This is a genomic window from Mesorhizobium sp. M1D.F.Ca.ET.231.01.1.1, from assembly GCF_003999155.2.
Lineage (GTDB): Bacteria > Pseudomonadota > Alphaproteobacteria > Rhizobiales > Rhizobiaceae > Mesorhizobium.
This window is the reverse complement of the sequence record NZ_RZOZ02000001.1, coordinates 359,036-373,909: the sequence shown is the minus strand read 5'-3', so window position 1 is coordinate 373,909 and position 14,874 is coordinate 359,036. Positions and strand designations below refer to the sequence as shown.

The window sequence follows — 14,874 nt, the reverse complement described above, 5'->3', positions numbered from 1 at the left end:
TTCGGCGTCCGAGATTGGCAATTCAATTCACGACTGGAAGTTCTGGGAGGAACCTTGAGATGAGAGTCGATCTTTACGAAAAACTGCTACGCGCCGGGGCGACCCGCCGCGATCTGTTGAAAGGCGCGGCCAGCATGGCCGCACTTGCCGCGGCGTCCGGCGCCGGGCTCGGCGCGCTGACGAGGCCGGCCGCGGCGGCCGACGACCTGCGCGCGAAAATCCTGCAGATTCCGGGCGTCGGCAAGGGCCAGCCGACGGATGCCGACTTCCAGAAAGTCGGCGAGCTCTGTCTGGAGGCGACCAAGGCCAACGTCAAGGAAGGTGAGTTCGCCGGCGTCGAGCTCACCTTCATGGGCCTCAACAACCAGAACCTGCACAACGTGCTGTTCCGCGGCTTCCTGAAACCATGGGAGGCCTATACCGGCGCCAAGATCAACTGGATCGACCTTGCGCAGGCCGACTACAACCCCCGCCTGCAACAGGCGATTGCCACCAATACGATCGACTTCGATATCGTCGAGATGGGCGCGCCCTTCGAAGGCGACGTCTGCGGCAAGGGTCTGACCTCCGAAATGCCGGATTGGGTCAAGAAGCAGATCGATATGGACGACCTGGTGGCCTACCTGAAGCCGCCGGTCGGCACGTGGAACGGCAAGCAGTATCGCGTCACCGTCGACGGCGACACGCACAACTTCAACTACCGCACCGATGTGTTCGCCGATCCTGACTTGGCGTCAGCATGGAAAGCCGACAGCGGCGACAAGGCGGGCCTGACGGAATGGGGCGTGCCGAAGACATGGCAACAGGTGCAGGCCGCGACCAAGTTCCTCAAGGGCAAGCAGATGAAGGGCCAAGATGTCTATGGCTATCTTGACGCGCCCAAGCCTTGGGGTGGCTTTGGCTTCTACTTCCTCGGCAGCCGCGCCAGCGCCTATGCCAAGCATCCGGACGACAAGGCCTGGCTGTTCGACCCGGAGACGATGAAGCCGCGGGTCAACAACCCGGCCTGGGTGCGAGCGATCCAGGACGTGATCGACGCGCTGCCTTCCGAGCCGCAAGATCAAATCAACGCCGACCCGAACCAGACTGCGTTCAGTCAGTTTCTCGGCGGCACTGGTTCGATGGTGGCCTGGTGGGGCGACGTCGGCTCCAATGTCAAGACCAACGACTCTTCGGTGGTCGGCGATGTCACCGGCTTCTCGATCCTGCCGGGCTCCGACGACGTCTACAATTCGAAGACCGGCAAGTGGGACAAGCTCGCCAGCGGCCCGAACTATGCGCCGAACTGCGCCTATCTCGGCTGGGGCGTCTATGTCATGGCGCGCGTCGACAGCGACGAGAAGAAGAAGAAGGCGGCCTGGTCGGCGGCAGCCCATCTCGGCGGCAAGGATCTGTCGCTGTGGTGCGCGGCCTATCCTTCCGGTTTCCAGCCTTACCGCAACTCCCATTTCAACATTCCGGAATGGGTGGCGGCTGGCTACGACGAGAAGTTCATTAGCTCCTACCTCAAGTCGGAAGGCGACTCTTATAACCATCCGAACGCGGCGATCGAGCCGCGCATCCCCGGCATCTTCCAGTACTACAGCGCCGCCGAGGACATCCTGGCCAACACCTTCGCCGGCAAGATGAAGGCGCAGGAAGGCGCCGACGCGATCGCTGCCGCCTGGGAGAAGCTGACCGACCAGATCGGCCGCGAGAACCAGATCAAGCTCTACAAAGCCTCGCTCGGCATGTAGGCTGTCGCATCGAAAAGTCGCGGCCCGGCGACGCCTCGTTGCCGGGCCGCACCTTTACCGGCCACGGCCGGACATCTGTGCAAAGAGGCGAGAGGCGTGGCTGAGCAGACTTCGACCGCGAATGCATGGCCGGCAAATTCCACACCGGCCGATCTGATCCCACCCGGCCGCAAGCGCCTCGGCTGGGCCCTGATGATTGCTGCGACGCTCGTGTTGCTGGCGGCGATCGTGATGCAGATCCTCTACAAGACCGAGGTCGACACGATCGGCTCCTATACTTGGCGTCCCGTCGTCTATGCCTATGTGCTGTGGGGCATTGCGCTCGCCGCCTGGCAGGTGCTGACGCGCGGCGAGGACGGCCAGCGCGCGCTGTTCCTGCTGCCGGCGCTGCTCTTCACCATCGCCATGGTGATCTTCCCGACGCTGTTCGGCTTCTATATCGCGCTGACCGACTGGAACCTCAGCTCCTTCACTGGACGCAGGTTCAACGGGCTCGACAATTTCTGGCAGATGCTGGCCGACCCCTACTATCGCAACGCGCTGTTCAACATGGTGCTCTATGTGCTGGCGGTGCTGGTCGAATACACCATCGCCTTCGGCCTGGCACTGCTGCTCAACGCCCAGATCAAGGCGCGAAAATTCTTCCGTGTCGTCTTCCTGCTGCCGCTGATGCTGTCGCCGGTCGCCGTGTCGTGGATGGTCGGCAAGTCGCTGATGGAATACCGGTTCGGACCGGCGGCGACGCTGGCGCGGCATCTCGGCTGGGACAATCCCGCTTTCTTCTCCGACCCGATCATCGCCCGCATCTCTATCATGGTGCTCGACGCCTGGACCTTCATTCCGTTCATGATGATCATGCTCCTCGCCGGCCTGCAGGCGATGTCGCGCGAGGTGCTTGAAGCGGCGCGCGTCGACGGCGCGACCACCTGGCAGACATTCTGGCAGGTAACCTTCCCGCTGATGCTGCCGGTGTCGGTGACGGCGGTGATCCTGCGCATCATCTTCAAGCTGAAGCTTGCCGACATCATCATCACGGTGACGTCCGGCGGTCCGGGCGGGGCGACCGACTCCGTTTCGAGTTTCATCTATCGCGAGTATCGCGACCGCTCGAATGTCGGCTACGGCACCATGCTGGCCATGGCGTACCTGATCATCATCATCGTGTTCGTCACCTGGCTGCTGAAGCTCGCCGGCCGCTTCGTGCGCAACGTCAACTGAGCGGGATCATGAGCGTCCAGACCACAGACTACACCGTTTCCGAGATCCGCTCGCCGGCAGCCCTCATCACCAGCCGCGTCTTCATCTATGGCGCGCTGGTCTTCTGGTCATTCGTCTGCCTGTTCCCGATCTATTGGACGATCACCACCTCGTTCAAATCGGCCGTCGACGTCACGCAAGGCCACCTCATCCCCTTCGTCGACTTCCAGCCCGACTGGAAAGGCTGGCGTTCGCTCGGCCTGTCGCCGGATTCGATCTTCCAGACCTCGACCGTACGCGACGAGTTCCTGAAACGCTTCATGAACTCGGTCATCACCTCTGTCGGCGCGTCGAGCCTTGCCATCGTCATCGGCAGCCTCGCCGCCTATGGCCTCACCCGCTATCGCTACAAGTTCGCCTGGTTCAAGAACGAGGACATCTCCTTCTTCTTCCTGTCGCAGCTCATCCTGCCGCCGGTGGTGCTGGCGCTGCCCTTCCTGGTGCTCTACCGGGAAGTGGCGCTGCTCGACACGCGCATCGGCCTCGTCCTGCTCTACACGCTGATGGTGCTGCCGATCGTCATCTGGATCATGCGCGACCAGTTCAACTCGATTCCCGTCGAGCTCGAGGAGGCTGCCCTGGTCGACGGTCTGACCATCTGGGGCGCCTTCTTCCGCATCGTCATGCCGATCGCGCTGCCCGGCATGGTCGCCGCCTTCATCCTGGCGATGGTGCTGTGCTGGAACGAGTATTTCTTCGCCGCCCTGCTCACCTCGACCGATGCCAAGACCATTCCCGTCATGGTGGCGAGCCAGACGGGCTCGCAAGGCATCAACTGGTGGTCGATGGCAGCCCTTGCCACGGCGGCGATCGCGCCGCTTGCCGTTATCGGCATCCTGCTTGAACGCTACCTGATCATGGGCATGACGGCCGGTTCGGTGAAGTAGGGCGCTTTCCCTTTGTCCCCTTGCGGGAGAAGGAGACGCGCACCTACCTCACCAATATCGCCCTGAGATGATCGAGGATCATCTCGACACCCTTCTGCCCGAGCTCGGCCGACGCCTCCGGCGCGCTTTTCGTGTACCAGCCGGTATTGTCCGCGAAATGACCGGCATCCACCGCCTCGGGACACAGCGCCAGCATCAGCGACGTCTCGCCGATGCCGGCATGGTCGAACGGATATTTGCCGTTCATCGCGGCCGGCATCAGCGGATGCACCTGCACCCAGTTGAAGACGTTCTCGCCCTGGGCATGGCCGGAATAGTAGTCGGCCATCTTGTCGGAGCCCCACCAGCCCTCGCCGCGCTCCTTCTCCAGGAAGCGGAAGATCGCCTGCCGGCCGGCGGTCTTGAAGGCGAGATCTGTCGGCATGCCGGCGACGAAATTCTCGGTCTGGTGGTGGATGATGGCGTGGATGTTGCGGAAGCCGATACGCAGCAGGCCGTAGAACAGCTCATCCGCGAAGGGCGCCAGCACCGGACCGCCGACCTGCACCGAGCCGCTGCCTTCCGGCGGCGCCACGGCATAGCTCGCCGCGCCATAGTAGAAGGGCGGCAGGATGACGATGTCCCTCTCCCTCTCGAAGCGTTCCAGCGTCTTGATCACCGCCAGCGTGTCCATGCCGACCGCCATGTGCTCGCCATGGTATTCGAGCACGCCGAGCGGCAACGCGACCGGCCAGTTCTCCTCGATCGCCTTGCGGATCTGGTGCGGCAGCATCAGTTCGTAGCGCATCATTCCTACTCCATATTCGTGTGCCGAGCGCGCATCGCCTCGGGCGTCGCGCCGGTGAGCAGCTTGAGCTTCAGCACCATCACCTCGAACAGCAGGAACAGCGCGCCCTCGAACAGCGAGCCCATCGGCAGCACCGAGGTTCTGGCGGCGCCCTGGTCGCTGGCCATGGTCTGGGCCGGGACGAGCAGCGTGAAGTCGGCAAGTCGCGCCGCGCTGCCGGCCGGTTCGGCGGTCAGCAGCAGCACCTTGGCGCCGGCGTCGCGCGCAACACGCATCAGGGTCAGCACCGTCGCGGTCTCGCCCGGTCCGGAACTTGCCAGGAAGACATCGCCTTTCCCGAGCGGCGGCGTGGTCATGTCGCCGACAACCGAGACAGGCAGCCCGAGATGATAGAGCCGCATGGCGAAGCCTTTGACCTGCAGCGCTTCGCGGCCGCAGCCATAGACGACGATCCTGCCGGCGCCGGCAAGCATTGCGCAGGCGGCGTCGACCCGGCCGTCATCGATGCGCTTCACAACCGCGCCAAGCTCGTCCAGCGCGATCTCGAACATCTCCGGTCCGGCTTGCGTCATGGCTGTTCATCCTGTCGGCCTAAGCCTCAATAGGCATGCGGCTTTGCGTTCGCGTTTCGCGCGAAACACTTGTTTTTGTTCATGCTATCACCGCGAAAATTCATGTCCAACGAGCCTCGGCGCTTTTGCTGTGCCACCAGCGTGATAGTGTCATGTCAGACAAATCGATCCGGGACATTTGAGGATATGAAGACACGGCATTTCGACCGCATCGGCAATGGCGGCATCACCTTCACCGAGCTCGGCTTCGGCACCGCGCCGCTCGGCAATCTCTACCGCGCCGTCTCCGATGAGGATGCCAATGCCACGCTGGAAGCGGCGTGGAAGACCGGCTGCCGCTACTTCGACACCGCTCCGCTCTATGGCCTTGGCCTCTCCGAAACCCGGCTCAACCCCTTCCTGCGCGGCAAGAAGCGCGACGACTATGTGCTGTCGAGCAAGGTCGGCCGCCTCATGCGCGTCTCTGCGCCTGAACAGCGCACCGGCATCGGCAAGTTCTTCGACACGCCCTCGCGCCGGGAAGTCTACGATTACAGCTATGACGGCGTGATGCGCTCCTTCGAGGCCTCGCTGGAGCGTCTCGGCGTCGATCGCATCGACATCCTCTATGTGCACGACGTCGACATATTCACCCACGGCAGCAAGGAGGCGTCGGACCGGCGCATCGAGGAGTTCATGTCCTCGGGCTACTACGGGCTGCTTTCGCTGCGCGACCAGGGTGTGATCAAGGCCTTCGGCGGCGGCATCAACGAATGGCAGGTCTGCCAGACGCTTGCCGAGCGCGGCGACTTCGACCTGTTCCTGCTCGCCGGCCGCTACACGCTGCTCGAACAGGACGCGCTGGCCACGTTCCTGCCGCTCTGTGAGAAACGCGGCATCGGCATCGTTCTTGGGGGCCCCTACAATTCGGGTATCCTGGCGACGGGGCCGAGGCCCGGCGCCTTTTACAACTATTCCGAAGCGCCAAAGGACGTTCTCGAGCGCGTGGCGCGCATCGAGGCGGTCTGCAAGCGCCATGGCGTGCGGCTGATCGAGGCCGCGCTGCAGTTCCCGCTACGGCATCCTCGCGTGATGTCGGTGATCCCCGGCGGCCAGCGGCCGGCTGAGGTCGAAGCCAATCGCGCGCTGCTCGACGTCAACATCCCGGCGGCCTTGTGGGCGGATCTCAAGCAGGAGAGCCTGATGCGCGCCGACGCACCGACCGCCTGAACCGCACACGTCCTGCCGCCGTAGGGCATAAAAAAGAAGAGCCGGGCAAACCCGGCCCTTCTGAGCTTAAAAGAAAATGGTCTTAGTTGACCGCGTCCTTGAGGCCCTTGCCGGCCGAGAACTTCGGCACGGTGCGCGCCGGAATCTTCACTTCCGCGCCGGTCTGCGGGTTGCGGCCGGTCGAAGCAGCGCGTTTGGACACGGTGAAATTTCCGAAGCCGACAAGCCGGACATCGCCGCCCTTCTTCAGTTCGCCAGTGATCACGGAGAACACCGCATCGACGGCGGACTGCGCATCAGCCTTCGAAATGCTTGCGGAGTCGGCGACAGCGGACACCAGTTCGTTCTTGTTCATCAAAATTCCCTTCCATGAGAAAACCGGAACGTACGACTCATCCGGCAGGAAACGGACTTTAGAAAGAAGCGTTCCGGAACCCAAGCCGAAAACCGCGGAATTCCGGGCTTTTTTCTACTTTTTCGGGTATTTTTCACATGAAAAAGCCGGGCTGGAAGCCCGGCTCTCTCTTTGTGCATCGCAATGTTAGAAGATGCTAATGTGCAAGCGACTTGCCGGCATCGTCGCCGGCATCCACGCCGGCCGGAGGATTCACCGGCTCGACCCACTCGATCGGCTCCGGCATCCTGACCAGCGCGTGCCTCAGCACCTCGCCGACCCGCGACACCGGAATGATCTCCATGTTGTTCTTCACATTATCCGGAATCTCCGCCAGATCCTTGACGTTCTCTTCCGGGATCAGCACCTTCTTGATGCCGCCGCGCAGCGCGGCAAGCAGCTTCTCCTTCAGGCCGCCGATCGGCAAGATGCGGCCGCGAAGCGTTATCTCGCCGGTCATCGCCACATCGGCCCGAACCGGAATACCGGTCAGGATCGACACGATGGCCGTGGCCATGGCGGCGCCGGCAGACGGGCCATCCTTCGGCGTGGCGCCTTCCGGCAAGTGCACGTGGATGTCGCGCTTGTCGAACAGCGGCGGCTCGATGCCGAAATCGATGGCCCGCGAGCGGACATAGGAGGCCGCCGCCGAGATCGATTCCTTCATCACGTCGCGCAGGTTGCCGGTCACCGTCATGCGGCCCTTGCCGGGCATCATGACGCCTTCGACCGTCAGCAACTCGCCGCCGACTTCCGTCCATGCGAGACCGGTGACGACGCCGACCTGATCGTCGGCCTCGACCTGACCGAAGCGGAAGCGCGGCACGCCGAGATAATCGGCGAGGTTGTCCGCCGTGATCTTCACCGTCTTCTTCTTCGTCTTCAGGATCTCGGTCACCGCCTTGCGCCCGAGCTTCATCAGCTCGCGCTCCAGGCTTCGGACGCCGGCTTCCCTGGTGTAGGTCTGGATGATGCCGCGGATCGCGTCCTCGCCGACCGAGAACTCACTCGGCTGCAGGGCATGATCGCGGATCACCTTAGGCATCAGGTGACGCTTGGCGATCTCGATCTTCTCGTCCTCGGTGTAGCCGGCGATACGGATGATCTCCATGCGGTCCATCAAGGGCGCAGGGATGTTCAGCGTGTTCGCCGTCGTCACGAACATCACGCTCGACAGGTCATATTCGACCTCGAGGTAATGGTCCATGAACGTCGAGTTCTGCTCCGGATCGAGCACCTCGAGCAGGGCCGACGACGGATCGCCGCGGAAGTCCTGGCCCATCTTGTCGATCTCGTCGAGCAGGAAGAGCGGGTTGGACTTCTTGGCCTTCTTCATCGACTGGATGACCTTGCCCGGCATCGAGCCGATATAGGTCCGCCTGTGGCCGCGGATCTCGGCCTCGTCGCGCACGCCGCCGAGCGCCATGCGGATGAACTCGCGCCCCGTGGCCTTGGCGATCGACTTGCCGAGCGAGGTCTTGCCGACACCGGGCGGGCCGACGAGGCACAGGATCGGCCCCTTGATCTTCTTCTGGCGGCTTTGCACGGCGAGATACTCGACGATGCGCTCCTTGACCTTGTCCAGGCCGAAATGGTCGGCGTCGAGCACGTCCTGCGCGTAGGCAAGATCCTGCTTGACCTTGGAGTTCTTGCCCCACGGAATCGACAGCAGCCAGTCGAGATAGTTGCGCACGACGGTCGATTCAGCCGACATCGGCGACATCGACCGCAGCTTCTTCAGCTCGGCTTCCGCCTTCTCGCGGGCCTCCTTGGAGAGCTTGGTCTTCTTGATGCGCGCCTCGATCTCGGCGGCCTCGTCGCGGCCGTCCTCGCCCTCGCCGAGCTCCTTCTGGATCGCCTTCATCTGCTCGTTGAGATAGTACTCGCGCTGCGTCTTTTCCATCTGGCGCTTCACGCGCGAGCGGATGCGCTTCTCCACCTGGAGCACGGAGATCTCGGCTTCCATGAAGCCCATCGCCTTCTCGAGACGCTCCTTGACGGAGAGCGTGGCGAGCATCTCCTGCTTCTCGGGGATCTTGATGGCGAGATGCGAGGCAACCGTGTCGGCGAGCTTGGAATAGTCGTCGATCTGGCTTGCGGCGCCAACCACTTCGGGCGAGATCTTCTTGTTCAGCTTGACGTAGTTTTCGAAGTCGGTGACGACCGAGCGGGCAAGCGCCTCGATCTCGACCTCTTGCTCATCCGGCTCGACCAGCGCCGTGGCGCGGGCCTCGTGGAAATCGGCGCGCTCGGTGAACGAGACGATCTTGGCGCGCGAGGCGCCCTCGACCAGCACCTTCACTGTACCGTCGGGAAGCTTGAGCAGCTGCAGCACATTGGCGAGCGTGCCGATGTCGAAGATGGCATCGGGCTCAGGATCGTCGTCGGCTGCGTTCATCTGGGTGGCAAGCAGGATCTGCTTTTCCTGACCCATCACTTCTTCCAGCGCCTTGATCGACTTTTCACGGCCCACGAAGAGCGGAACGATCATGTGCGGAAACACGACGATATCGCGCAGTGGGAGGACTGCGAAAACGCCGTCGCCGGAAGACTTGGATATCTTGGCCATTGTCCAACCTTTCATGTCGCGAGCGCTAATTTTAGCCAATCGCGAATCTCATATTAACGACCGAGCGTCGTTCCGCCTACCACCGTTTGTGACGGGAGTTTTACAGCACAGAATTCGGCGCTTCGGCCTTCCGCTGTTAGGTGGATGCGGGTGGTGCAAAGATCAAGGGTCAACATGGTCGCTCGGTCCACTCCATCGCCAAGCGGCGCATCCCTCACAGCAAAACGGCGCCGCACGGGCGCCGTTCCATGAAAAATCACCGGGTCAGCAGCCATCTCAGGCGCTGACATTGCCCTTCTTTTCCTTCTGCTCGGAATAGATGTAGAGCGGGCGGGCATTGCCCGAGACAACCTCTTCCGAGATCACCACTTCGCGCACGCCTTCCAGCGCCGGAAGCTCGAACATCGTGTCGAGCAGGATCGCCTCCATGATGGAACGCAGGCCGCGCGCGCCGGTCTTGCGCTCGATGGCGCGCTTGGCGATCGCCGACAGCGCGTTCTCATGGAAGGTGAGGTCGACATTCTCCATCTCGAACAGCCGCTGATACTGCTTGACCAGCGCGTTCTTCGGCTCGGTCAGGATCTGGATCAGCGCCGGCTCGTCGAGGTCTTCGAGCGTGGCAAGCACCGGCAGGCGGCCGACGAATTCCGGAATCAGGCCGAATTTCAACAGATCCTCCGGCTCGACCTGACGAAACAGGTCCCCCGTGCGGCGATCCTCGGGCGAAGCCACGGTCGCGCCGAAGCCGATCGAGGTCTTGCGGCCGCGATCCGAGATGATCTTGTCGAGCCCGGCAAAGGCGCCGCCGCAGATGAACAGGATGTTGGCGGTGTCGACCTGCAGGAATTCCTGCTGCGGGTGCTTGCGGCCGCCCTGCGGCGGCACGGAGGCGACGGTGCCTTCCATGATCTTCAAGAGCGCCTGCTGCACGCCCTCGCCCGACACGTCACGGGTGATCGAGGGGTTGTCCGACTTGCGCGAGATCTTGTCGATCTCGTCGATATAGACGATGCCGCGCTGGGCGCGCTCGACATTGTAGTCGGCCGACTGCAGCAGCTTCAGGATGATGTTCTCGACGTCCTCGCCGACGTAACCGGCTTCGGTCAGCGTCGTGGCGTCGGCCATGGTGAAGGGCACGTCGATGATGCGGGCGAGCGTCTGGGCGAGCAGCGTCTTGCCGCAGCCGGTCGGGCCGATCAGCAGGATGTTCGACTTCGCCAACTCGACGTCGTTGTTCTTGCCGGCATGCGCGAGGCGCTTGTAGTGGTTGTGGACGGCCACCGACAGCACCCGCTTGGCGTAGGGCTGGCCGATGACATAGTCGTCGAGGACCTTGAGGATCTCCTGCGGTGTCGGCACGCCCTCGCGCGACTTCACCATCGAGGTCTTGTTCTCCTCGCGGATGATGTCCATGCAGAGCTCGACGCATTCATCGCAGATGAAGACGGTCGGACCGGCGATCAGCTTGCGCACTTCGTGCTGGCTTTTGCCGCAAAACGAGCAATAGAGCGTGTTCTTTGAATCGCCGCCGTTGTTGCTAACTTTGCTCATTTTTCTGTCCTTTCACCGCCCTGCCCGCCGATGGTCTGGCCGCGTTGGCGTCTCACCAATCTATCGCGGGAATCCGCCACCGCCAGTGTCCCGGCTCACACAGCGCATTCCGTACGAAACACAATCAGAAAACGCGACAATGATTCGCAGCAACCCCATGCAAAGCTAAGCCGTCGAAAATCAACATAGCCTTAACGTAGGCAATCCCGAACCCTGAGGGAACAGGCAATTGTGGCCGAAATGCCGCAAGCCACGCCAAAAGCGCGTTATCCCGCCACTCAGCTGCCAATCAGGGGCCTATGCGGTGGCGGTTTCGCCCAGCTCGCGCGTTGTGATGACCTTGTCGATCAGACCAAAGTCCTTGGCCTCGTCAGCGCTCATGAAATGGTCGCGGTCGAGCGTCCGTTCGATCTCGTCGTAGCTCTTGCCGGTGTGCTTGACATAGACCTCGTTCAAGCGGCGCTTGAGCTTGATGATGTCCTGCGCATGACGTTCGATGTCCGACGCCTGGCCCTGGAAGCCGCCGGACGGCTGATGGACCATGATGCGGGCGTTCGGCGTGGCGAAGCGCATATCCTTGTGGCCGGCGCAAAGCAGCAGCGAGCCCATCGAGGCGGCCTGGCCGATGCAGAGCGTCGACACCGCGGGCTTGATGAACTGCATGGTGTCATAGATCGCCATGCCCGATGTGACCACGCCGCCCGGCGAGTTGATGTAGAGGTTGATTTCCTTCTTGGGGTTCTCCGCCTCCAGGAACAAAAGCTGTGCACAAACCAGCGTCGCCATGCCGTCCTCGACCGGGCCGGTGATGAAGATGATGCGTTCCTTCAAGAGGCGCGAGAAGATGTCGTAGGCGCGCTCGCCGCGATTGGTCTGCTCGACCACCATCGGAACGAGGTTCATGTAGGTTTCGACGGGGTTCTTCATGGACTACCCTTGTTGGATGGATTCCGGCGCCATGAAAATAGGAGCAATCGGGCGGAATCGGTTCTGGATCGTTAAATCCTAAATAGGATGCCGGCTCACCCTAGCGCAAGGCCGCCCCCTCCTAGCCATCTGGTTAAGTCGAATCAAGCGTCTCGGCCCAAGGAAATACCCACGGTTGCGCGGCAGATTACCCTTGCCCGGACTGGCCTAGCGCTGACCGGCGGCCACGGTAGCAATTTCTTAACCGCATGGCTTAACGACAAGCCCTGAAATCCCTGTCCGGCGGCGGACCTTCCGATACGCTCCTGCGTTGAAGCGGCGTCCTTTTTCAACGGGGGAATTTCATGTTTCGCCAAAGTTGCTTTCGCCAGGGTTCCTTTCGCCAGAATTGCATTCGCCAGAGTTCCTTCGGCAAGCGTTCCGCATCGCTCGCCTCGGCCGGCCTCGCAATGCTCGCCACCGTGTCGCAGACCGCGGCCGGCGGCCGGGCGCTCGAATGCTATGAGCCGGTGCACAGGCCGGCGCTCTACAACACGGTCTATGAAGACGTGATGACAAGCCCCGGCGGTCAGTTCGTCGATTATGACCCGCCGATCTACGGCACGACCGAAAGCATCGAGCAGATCGCCCGGCCCCGCGTCAGCTATGAGGTGGTGCCCGCCATCACGCGCACCGTCTATCACACGGTCAAGGTGGACGATGGCGGCTATGCCTGGGAATGGCGTGTCATCCGCGGCCGCAGGGTGCTATGCAAAGTGTGGCGCAAGGCGCGCTACGCGCGGGTCGCCGAAACCGTCATCGTCGAGCCGGAGCGCGTCCGGCGCGTCGTCCTTCCGGCCGAATATGAAGGCGTTGCCCGCGAGGTGCTGGTGCGGCCGGGAGAGCGGCGCATCACGGAAATTGCGCCCTCATACCGGACAGTGGCGCGTCGGGTGGTGGTGCGGGAAGGCTCGACCCGTTGGCGGCGGGTGCATATCCCGCGGCATTGCCGGGACTAGCCGCCTTAGGCTGCTGTGGCTGAGCGCACCGTTTGCGCGCCCGGTCTGAACGATTTGGGCTTCAGGCCAGGTCGACGTCGAGGATCGCCATCGAGAAATTATAGTCGCCGTCGTCCTCGTCCTTGAAGACGATGCCGAGGAACTCGTCGCCCACATAGACCTCGGCCGAGTCTTCCTTGCGTGGGCGCGCCTTCACCTGCAGCTTGGGATTCTGGAAGACGCGCTTGAAGTAGGCGTCCAGCTTTCTGATTTCGTCCGGCTTCAAATGTCTTCTCCGAATGCGGCTGTTCGTTGGAACGCGCTTCTGACACGCCGACAATGGCGATGTAAAGGCAAGCCGGGAAGGATAACACGGAACGACCGGCGCCTGAAACGGCGGCCGCGATCCGGCCGCCGTCGATGACGGCCGAAGTCAGATGTCGAAGCTGACGACGTGGTCCATCGTCTGCGAGGGCAGGAGCTGGTCCATCTGTCGCGAGGGCTGGTCGCAGCCGGTCTCGCCGACGACACGTGCCGGCACGCCGGCGACCGTCTTGTTGTGCGGCACGGGCGACAGCACCACCGAGCCGGCCGCGATCTTCGAGCAGTGGCCGATCTCAATGTTGCCGAGGATCTTGGCGCCGGCGCCGATCAGCACGCCGCGGCGGATCTTCGGATGGCGGTCGCCGCTGGCCTTGCCGGTGCCGCCCAGCGTCACCCCATGCAGGATCGAGACGTCGTCCTCGATGACGGCCGTCTGGCCTACGACCAGGCCGGTGGCGTGGTCGAGGAAGATGCCCTTGCCGATGCGGGCAGCCGGATTGATGTCGGTCTGGAACACCGAGGACGACCGGCTTTGCAGGTAGAGCGCGAAGTCCCTGCGGCCCTGGTTCCACAGCCAGTGCGCCAGTCGATGCGTCTGGATCGCATGGAAACCCTTGAAATAGAGCACCGGCATGATGAAGCGGTCGCAGGCAGGGTCGCGATCGTAGTAAGCCTGGATGTCGACGCGCACTGTGGCGCTCCACTCCGGATCGTCGGCAAGCATCGCCTTGAAGGTCTGCCGGATCAGGTCCGAGCCGATGTCCTGATGGTCGAGGCGCTCGGCCAGCCGATGGATCACCGCCTCTTCCAGGCTCTCCTGGTTGAGGATGGTCGCATAGAGAAAAGCAGCCAGCAGCGGATCGCGGTTCACCGCCTCCATCGCCTCATCGCGGATCGAACGCCATATGGGATCGACCGGCTGCACCATGCTGGGGCGGGCTATCGTTACACTGTTCATCGACGGTCTCCGGCCTGCTCGTTCTCCGGCGGCACATATAGGCCAGATCATAGCACGGTTGAACTCAATTTTCCTTAGTGCCTTGTCAAATGAACTTGGTTCACGGAAATTCAAGCGGCCATGGAAAACGAACCCTTGATCGACGAAACCCTGAAAAGCGAGCTTTCCGCCCTTTATCGGGCCGAGGACCGGCACTACCACAACCTCGCCCATATCGAGGCCATGCTGGCGCTGGCCGAGAAATACCGAAACCTGCTCCATGATCCGGGCGCCGTCGAGGCCGCGATCTGGTTCCACGACGCCGTCTATGACAGCCGCGCCAAGGACAACGAGGCCAAAAGCGCATCGTTGGCCGCGAAAAAGCTCGCCGGCCGCATCAGCCCCGATCGGCTCGCGCGCGTGGCGGCGATGATCAATGCCACCGCCACGCACCAGTTGCCCCTGCTCGATGACGAGAAGGCCGCCAGCGATGCGGCCTTCGTCCTCGACATGGACCTGGCGATCCTCGGCGCCGGGCCGGATGCCTTCGATGCCTATGAGACGGCGGTCCGGCGCGAATACGGCTGGGCCGAGGAGCCGATGTGGCGCGCCGGCCGCGCGGCGGTGCTAAAGAGCTTCCTCGCTCGCCCGCACATCTTCCACACGGCCGAGTTCCGGCAGCGTTTCGAACCAAGGGCCAAGCAAAATCTGGAAAGGTCGCTGGCCGCGCTCAAAGCCGGATAGTTG

Annotated in this window: 14 protein-coding genes; 6 read left to right on the top strand and 8 right to left on the bottom strand. The window is 62.6% G+C overall.

What is annotated here, in order from left to right:
- Positions 1-59: 59 nt before the first annotated feature.
- The 3 genes from EN874_RS01855 to EN874_RS01845 all read left to right on the top strand — a co-directional run bounded on the left by EN874_RS01855 (position 60) and on the right by EN874_RS01845 (position 3,880).
- Positions 60-1,736 (top strand): sugar ABC transporter substrate-binding protein, encoded by a 1,677-nt coding sequence (locus tag EN874_RS01855; RefSeq protein ID WP_127423828.1) that lies wholly within the window; start codon positions 60-62, stop codon positions 1,734-1,736.
- A 96-nt stretch (positions 1,737-1,832) separates the two neighbouring features.
- Complete coding sequence (locus tag EN874_RS01850) at positions 1,833-2,954, top strand: sugar ABC transporter permease (protein WP_127423827.1); 1,122 nt, start codon at positions 1,833-1,835, stop codon at positions 2,952-2,954.
- A gap of 8 nt (positions 2,955-2,962) precedes the next feature.
- Positions 2,963-3,880, top strand: a complete 918-nt coding sequence (locus tag EN874_RS01845; protein ID WP_126088953.1) for a carbohydrate ABC transporter permease — start codon at positions 2,963-2,965, stop codon at positions 3,878-3,880.
- A gap of 43 nt (positions 3,881-3,923) precedes the next feature.
- On the opposite strand, the gene EN874_RS01840 is transcribed toward EN874_RS01845, so the two are convergent.
- Together EN874_RS01840 and EN874_RS01835 are read right to left on the bottom strand one after the other, a co-directional pair.
- Positions 3,924-4,667, bottom strand: coding sequence for a creatininase family protein (locus EN874_RS01840; protein ID WP_127424496.1), 744 nt, complete (start codon positions 4,665-4,667; stop codon positions 3,924-3,926).
- A gap of 5 nt (positions 4,668-4,672) precedes the next feature.
- Positions 4,673-5,239 carry an SIS domain-containing protein gene (locus EN874_RS01835; RefSeq protein WP_127423826.1) on the bottom strand — a complete coding sequence of 189 codons (567 nt, stop codon included), beginning with the start codon at positions 5,237-5,239 and terminating at the stop codon, positions 4,673-4,675.
- Between the two features lie 186 nt (positions 5,240-5,425).
- Between EN874_RS01835 and EN874_RS01830 the strand changes: the two genes are divergently transcribed.
- The gene (locus EN874_RS01830; protein ID WP_127423825.1) at positions 5,426-6,448 is read left to right on the top strand and encodes an aldo/keto reductase; all 1,023 of its coding nucleotides are present in this window, start codon (positions 5,426-5,428) and stop codon (positions 6,446-6,448) included.
- Positions 6,449-6,530: 82 nt separating this feature from the next.
- Here EN874_RS01830 and hupB read toward each other — a convergent pair whose 3' ends face one another.
- The 4 genes from hupB to clpP all read right to left on the bottom strand — a co-directional run bounded on the left by hupB (position 6,531) and on the right by clpP (position 11,889).
- A complete protein-coding gene (gene hupB, locus EN874_RS01825; protein WP_027166452.1) occupies positions 6,531-6,803 on the bottom strand; it encodes a DNA-binding protein HupB in 273 nt (90 codons plus the stop codon).
- A 196-nt stretch (positions 6,804-6,999) separates the two neighbouring features.
- Positions 7,000-9,411, bottom strand: coding sequence for an endopeptidase La (gene lon, locus EN874_RS01820; RefSeq protein WP_127423824.1), 2,412 nt, complete (start codon positions 9,409-9,411; stop codon positions 7,000-7,002).
- A 276-nt stretch (positions 9,412-9,687) separates the two neighbouring features.
- Positions 9,688-10,962, bottom strand: coding sequence for an ATP-dependent Clp protease ATP-binding subunit ClpX (gene clpX, locus EN874_RS01815; protein WP_059185169.1), 1,275 nt, complete (start codon positions 10,960-10,962; stop codon positions 9,688-9,690).
- Positions 10,963-11,259: 297 nt separating this feature from the next.
- The gene (gene clpP / locus EN874_RS01810) at positions 11,260-11,889 is read right to left on the bottom strand and encodes an ATP-dependent Clp endopeptidase proteolytic subunit ClpP (RefSeq protein WP_127423823.1); all 630 of its coding nucleotides are present in this window, start codon (positions 11,887-11,889) and stop codon (positions 11,260-11,262) included.
- A 449-nt stretch (positions 11,890-12,338) separates the two neighbouring features.
- On the opposite strand from clpP, the gene EN874_RS01805 reads away from it, so the two are divergent.
- The gene (locus tag EN874_RS01805) at positions 12,339-12,887 is read left to right on the top strand and encodes a hypothetical protein (protein ID WP_127424495.1); all 549 of its coding nucleotides are present in this window, start codon (positions 12,339-12,341) and stop codon (positions 12,885-12,887) included.
- A 61-nt stretch (positions 12,888-12,948) separates the two neighbouring features.
- Here the strand turns inward: EN874_RS01805 and EN874_RS01800 are convergent, their stop codons facing one another.
- Positions 12,949-13,152 (bottom strand): DUF3126 family protein, encoded by a 204-nt coding sequence (locus EN874_RS01800; protein ID WP_040969488.1) that lies wholly within the window; start codon positions 13,150-13,152, stop codon positions 12,949-12,951.
- 147 nt (positions 13,153-13,299) lie between these two features.
- Positions 13,300-14,148, bottom strand: coding sequence for a serine O-acetyltransferase (cysE, locus tag EN874_RS01795; RefSeq protein ID WP_127423822.1), 849 nt, complete (start codon positions 14,146-14,148; stop codon positions 13,300-13,302).
- A gap of 120 nt (positions 14,149-14,268) precedes the next feature.
- Here cysE and EN874_RS01790 point away from each other — a divergent pair, with 120 nt between their 5' ends.
- Positions 14,269-14,871, top strand: coding sequence for a hypothetical protein (locus tag EN874_RS01790; RefSeq protein WP_127423821.1), 603 nt, complete (start codon positions 14,269-14,271; stop codon positions 14,869-14,871).
- The last annotated feature ends 3 nt before the right edge of the window (positions 14,872-14,874 follow it).

What these genes read in the sequence shown, in the direction of transcription:
- EN874_RS01855 (WP_127423828.1), top strand. Translation starts at nt 60, where the DNA reads ATGAGAGTCGATCTTTACGAAAAACTGCTACGCGCCGGGGCGACCCGC.
- EN874_RS01845 (WP_126088953.1), top strand. Translation starts at nt 2,963, where the DNA reads ATGAGCGTCCAGACCACAGACTACACCGTTTCCGAGATCCGCTCGCCG.
- EN874_RS01840 (WP_127424496.1), bottom strand. Translation starts at nt 4,667, where the DNA reads ATGCGCTACGAACTGATGCTGCCGCACCAGATCCGCAAGGCGATCGAG.
- EN874_RS01835 (WP_127423826.1), bottom strand. Translation starts at nt 5,239, where the DNA reads ATGACGCAAGCCGGACCGGAGATGTTCGAGATCGCGCTGGACGAGCTT.
- EN874_RS01830 (WP_127423825.1), top strand. Translation starts at nt 5,426, where the DNA reads ATGAAGACACGGCATTTCGACCGCATCGGCAATGGCGGCATCACCTTC.
- hupB (WP_027166452.1), bottom strand. Translation starts at nt 6,803, where the DNA reads ATGAACAAGAACGAACTGGTGTCCGCTGTCGCCGACTCCGCAAGCATT.
- lon (WP_127423824.1), bottom strand. Translation starts at nt 9,411, where the DNA reads ATGGCCAAGATATCCAAGTCTTCCGGCGACGGCGTTTTCGCAGTCCTC.
- clpX (WP_059185169.1), bottom strand. Translation starts at nt 10,962, where the DNA reads ATGAGCAAAGTTAGCAACAACGGCGGCGATTCAAAGAACACGCTCTAT.
- clpP (WP_127423823.1), bottom strand. Translation starts at nt 11,889, where the DNA reads ATGAAGAACCCCGTCGAAACCTACATGAACCTCGTTCCGATGGTGGTC.
- EN874_RS01805 (WP_127424495.1), top strand. Translation starts at nt 12,339, where the DNA reads ATGCTCGCCACCGTGTCGCAGACCGCGGCCGGCGGCCGGGCGCTCGAA.
- cysE (WP_127423822.1), bottom strand. Translation starts at nt 14,148, where the DNA reads ATGAACAGTGTAACGATAGCCCGCCCCAGCATGGTGCAGCCGGTCGAT.
- EN874_RS01790 (WP_127423821.1), top strand. Translation starts at nt 14,269, where the DNA reads ATGGAAAACGAACCCTTGATCGACGAAACCCTGAAAAGCGAGCTTTCC.